Below are 2,123 nucleotides of genomic sequence, written 5' to 3' on the forward strand. Positions count from 1 at the left end.
ACTCGACAGCGGTACGTTCTTGAACGCATCCTTCACATCTTCGAGCGGGATGCCGCGGCGTTTTGCGACCGAGATGAGCGTGACGCGACGCAGCATGTAACGCGGGTAGCGGCGTTGGTTCCCGGACGTGCGCTGCGAGGCGATGAGTTCCAGGCGTTCGTAGTAGTGCAGCGCTGACACGGGCACGCCGGTGCGGCGGCTCATCTCACCGACTGTGAGGAGTTCCTCGGGGGAGTGAAGCTGTTCCATGAGTGCCTCCGACACGCGGCCACTTGACCTCAACCTAACTTGAGGTTTTAGCATAGCTCATGTGCCTCCAAATAGGGGGCTCGCTGCTGGACGAGGGGGATAGCCGTGACGTATGTCATCGCGCTGCCGTGCGTGGACCTGAAAGACCGAGCCTGCGTGGACGAGTGCCCGGTTGACTGCATCTATGAGGGCGACCGGATGCTCTACATCCACCCCGACGAGTGCGTCGACTGCGGAGCATGCGAACCGGTCTGCCCGGTCGAGGCCATCTACTACGAGGACGACCTGCCGGGCGAATGGCAGGACTACTACGGCGCCAACGTCGAGTTCTTCGACGCCGTGGGTTCCCCTGGCGGCGCCGCACGCACCGGCCCGATCCCCGGCGACCACCCGCTCATCGCGGCGCTACCACCACAGGAGAGTGTTCTTGCATGACGCCACACCCAACAGTCGCGATCATCGGAGCCGGGCCGGCCGGCGTCTACGCGGCAGATATTCTGCAGAGCCGAAACGAACAGGTGCACATCGACCTGTTTGAGAAGCTCCCGGCACCCTACGGCCTCGTGCGCTACGGCGTCTCGCCAGACCACCCGCGCATCAAGAAGATCCAGGATGCCCTGCACGACGTGCTCGAGAGCCCGCGCATCCGGCTCGTCTGCCACGTCGAGATCGGCGTCGACGTCTCGATCGCGGAACTGCGCGAGGCCTACGATGCGGTCGTGATTGCGACGGGAGCGGATCGCGACGTCGATCTCGGTATTCCGGGTGCTGAGCTGCCCGGCTCCTTTGGTGGCGCGGACTTTGTCGCCTGGTATGACGGGCACCCAGATGCGCCAACCGAGTGGCCGCTCGATGCCGAATCGGTCGCGGTGATCGGGGCTGGGAACGTCGCCCTCGACGTCGCCCGCATGATCATTTCGCACCCTGAGGCGCTCGCAGCAACCGATATCCCCGACCACGTCGAGACAGCGTTCGAACAGAACCCCGTGCGCGACCTGCACATGTTCATTCGACGCGGCCCGGCAGATGTCCGCTTCGCACCCATGGAGCTGCGCGAGCTTGGCGCACGCGAGGACGTCGACGTGATCGTCGACCCGGCCGACATGGAGCTCGACGATCACGCCCAGCGCATGGTCGCCCAGTTCAACCAGCGGAAGATCATTATCCGCACGCTGACTGAGTGGGCGAACACCGACCCGACTACGCGCACGGCATCGCGCCGGGTCCACCTGCACTTTTACCATCAGCCGGCGGCGATCCTCGGTGATGACCGGGTGACGGGCATCGAGCTTGAGCGGACTGCGCCCGACGAACTCGGCCGCATTCGCGGCACCGGGGAGACCGTGCAGCACCACGTCGGCGCCGTGTACCGCACGATCGGCTACCGGTCGACCCCGGTTCCCGGCGTTCCGTTCGACGATGCTGCCGGCACGATCCCGGATCAGGCCGGTCGCGTGCTCGATGCCACGGGTGGGCCGATCCCTGGCCTGTACGCGACCGGTTGGATCCGCCGCGGACCGGTCGGCCTCATCGGCTCGACTAAGTCCGATGCCTCTGAGGCCGTCGACAGCCTGCTTGCGGATCTTGCCGAGCACGGTCCCCGCGCGCTCCCCGGTGCCGCGGATACGCTGCGCGAACGGCTCGCCGAATCGGTTGGCTGGGATGGGTGGCTGCGGATCGACGCCGCCGAGCGCAGCCTCGGTGCTGAGCGCGGGCGCGAGCGCACGAAGATCGTACACCGAGACGAACTGCTTGACCACGCACGAGAGAAGGAGCGGACCCGATGAGCGAAGAACGGACCCAGGTGATGACCGACGCGGCGGCGAAGCACGCTGCCGAACTCGCGAACGACTTCAAAGCGGCGTTCCGCTTCC

Annotated in this window: 3 protein-coding genes; 2 read left to right on the plus strand and 1 reads right to left on the minus strand. The window is 65.9% G+C overall.

From position 1 onward, the window contains the following. Positions 1-249, minus strand: a 249-nt coding sequence (locus tag AUL38_RS02570; protein ID WP_153006439.1) for a MerR family transcriptional regulator, incomplete at its 3' end; no start/stop codon positions are given. Positions 250-354: 105 nt separating this feature from the next. Between AUL38_RS02570 and fdxA the strand changes: the two genes are divergently transcribed. Further along, the gene (fdxA, locus tag AUL38_RS02575) at positions 355-684 is read left to right on the plus strand and encodes a ferredoxin (RefSeq protein ID WP_059059049.1); all 330 of its coding nucleotides are present in this window, start codon (positions 355-357) and stop codon (positions 682-684) included. Then, positions 681-2,036, plus strand: coding sequence for an FAD-dependent oxidoreductase (locus tag AUL38_RS02580; protein ID WP_059059051.1), 1,356 nt, complete (start codon positions 681-683; stop codon positions 2,034-2,036). The genes fdxA and AUL38_RS02580 overlap by 4 nt, the downstream gene beginning before the upstream one ends. Positions 2,037-2,123: the final 87 nt, after the last annotated feature.

Source organism: Leucobacter sp. G161 (genome assembly GCF_001482305.1).
Taxonomy (GTDB): domain Bacteria; phylum Actinomycetota; class Actinomycetes; order Actinomycetales; family Microbacteriaceae; genus Leucobacter.

Coding starts and splice junctions, on each gene's coding strand:
- AUL38_RS02580 (WP_059059051.1), top strand. CDS start 681: ATGACGCCACACCCAACAGTCGCGATCATCGGAGCCGGGCCGGCCGGC.